This window comes from Methylobacterium sp. E-046, from assembly GCF_022829625.1.
Lineage (GTDB): Bacteria > Pseudomonadota > Alphaproteobacteria > Rhizobiales > Beijerinckiaceae > Methylobacterium > Methylobacterium longum.
Genome location: NZ_JAKSYP010000280.1, coordinates 1 through 1,911, shown reverse-complemented (window position 1 = coordinate 1,911; position 1,911 = coordinate 1). Strand labels below are relative to the sequence as shown.

Annotated in this window: 2 protein-coding genes; both read right to left on the bottom strand. The window is 64.7% G+C overall.

All coding sequences use genetic code 11. The annotated features are described in order from the left end of the window. Positions 1–331 precede the first annotated feature (331 nt). Complete coding sequence (locus MKK82_RS30665) at positions 332–1,207, bottom strand: transporter (RefSeq protein ID WP_243987854.1); 876 nt, start codon at positions 1,205–1,207, stop codon at positions 332–334. A gap of 250 nt (positions 1,208–1,457) precedes the next feature. Further along, positions 1,458–1,889 carry a hypothetical protein gene (locus MKK82_RS30660; protein WP_243987852.1) on the bottom strand — a complete coding sequence of 144 codons (432 nt, stop codon included), beginning with the start codon at positions 1,887–1,889 and terminating at the stop codon, positions 1,458–1,460. Positions 1,890–1,911 lie beyond the last annotated feature (22 nt).

The window sequence follows — 1,911 nt, the reverse complement described above, 5'->3', positions numbered from 1 at the left end:
CGCACCTGCGCGACGCACGGTGGCTCAGGGCAGTCGAGCAAGGCGCTGATCGCCTCATGGCAAGCGAGCCAGCGCCGGGCGAGCCGCAGCAGGTCATCACCGGCTGCTTGCGACCCATTGCAGGCCTTGGGAATGTCTGCTTCCAGGTGCCCGACGGAACAGCCTTACCGACAGGGCCTATGGAGCGTGAGCCGCAGGCTTTGGATCGGGTCATGCTTGAGCGGTCCTGTACTCCGGCTGAGCTGATCCGTTTGGACGTACAGGATCTGCCAGGGACGTTCGTGACCCATCCAGGAGAGAACGTATGTCGCCACCCGCGTCCGCGTGGCTTTCAGAACTTGCGTAGGATGGGGCTCGGCTCAGGCGTCTCGCCCTTGTCCTGGTAGATCGGCACCGTGACGCGCAACCAGCCGCGGGTCTCCAGTCCGGCGTAGTTGCGCTGAACGACGTCCCGAGTGACGTAGGCTTGGAGATTGACCGGGCCGAAGTTGTATCCGACGAGGCCACCCACAGCGAACTGGCCCTGCCGGGCATAGGACGGGTTGTTGGTCGGCAGGTCGGTCGATCCGAAAGCTACCGGCCCGACCTCCCACTTGCCGAAATGCTTGGTGGCCGTGAGGTCGAGATTGAGGAAGTCGGGATAGAAAGTACCGCTGGCCGACCGCGTATCGAAGAAGGTGCCGTATAGGAAGTTGCCCGTCAGGTTCCAGCCATCGCCATTGTAGGTGATGGCGAAGCGTTGGTGCAGAACCGGATTTTGGATGACGATCTTGGTATCGCTCGGAAGGTACGCGCCGAGCAGGTAACTGAAGTTGAGGTTGTTGCCGAGCTTCCAGGCCACCTGCGCAGCGAGCAGCGTCTGACCAAACCCGCTCTGGTAAGCTGCGCCCCGCGTGCTCGAAGCGGTGATCGGCTGCAACACGACAAACTGCAGTCGGCCGCCGACCACTTCAGCCGGTGTCGCCCAGATGAAGGACGGCAGGTTGATGTTCGAGTCAGTGCCGCGTGGGGTAATATCGCGCGAGCCGAAACTCGACGTGTCGATGAAGTAGAGGCCAATCGGCAGCGGAGCGCCGGGGGCTTGCCCCACGGTTTGTCCGGGCTGCGCCGCCGAGCCGGCCTGCGCGGAGATGCTGGCTAACCCGCAGGTAAGCGAGGCGGCGATGGCAGCGATATGGGTTGCCCGGATAAGCCCAGCTGTCGTCATTCCGCAGTCCAAACCTCTCCGTCCTCGGATCGGCCTTTATTGCATGCCGACACGGATTAAGCGGCCTTCTCGTGCGTAAGGTGCAGGGTTGCGAAGCGAGCGTAGCCATAGGGCAACAACCGACGCAGCGAGGACTTGCTTTCCCGATTGCTCCGAAGCCGCTCCTACCGTGACGCCCAGTGAGTAGCGGAGCGTCCGCTCCAGAGCGAAAGGCCAGGGTCTGCTCACCACCGATCAGCGGACCTTGGCATCAGGCACGCTCCAACAGGTCGAGGAGCATCGTGCCGGCCGCCGCGATGACGTTGCCGCGACCGCGCCAGGGCAGGATTTCAGCCATCGGCAACGGCTCGGGCTGCGGCTCGGGCATCGGGTCGGCCGCCACCTCCGGCAGCACGGTCTCGGGCACCTCGGTCTCGCGGTCCTGATCATTGCCGCGCATGTAGACGACCTGCGAGCCGGTGGGGTTCTCCGGTGCCGCCAGGGACGGCTCAGCGCTCCCGCCGTCCTCGTCGTCGGCGTCCCCGTCCATGCGGTCCAGAACCGCGATGATGCGGTCTGCCGCGTCGAGAGCGACCTGCGCCGCCTCCTCCAGGCTGGCACGGAGCGCAGTCCCTGCCAACGGCGCCAAGATCTCCGGAGCCGCCGGTTTCAGACGCGGGGTGAAGGTGAGCACGTCGCCCATGGGTCAGGTCTCGGATTGCTAT

Excerpts from the sequence above, each read along its gene's own strand:
- MKK82_RS30665 (WP_243987854.1), bottom strand. The coding sequence starts at position 1,207 with ATGACGACAGCTGGGCTTATCCGGGCAACCCATATCGCTGCCATCGCC.
- MKK82_RS30660 (WP_243987852.1), bottom strand. The coding sequence starts at position 1,889 with ATGGGCGACGTGCTCACCTTCACCCCGCGTCTGAAACCGGCGGCTCCG.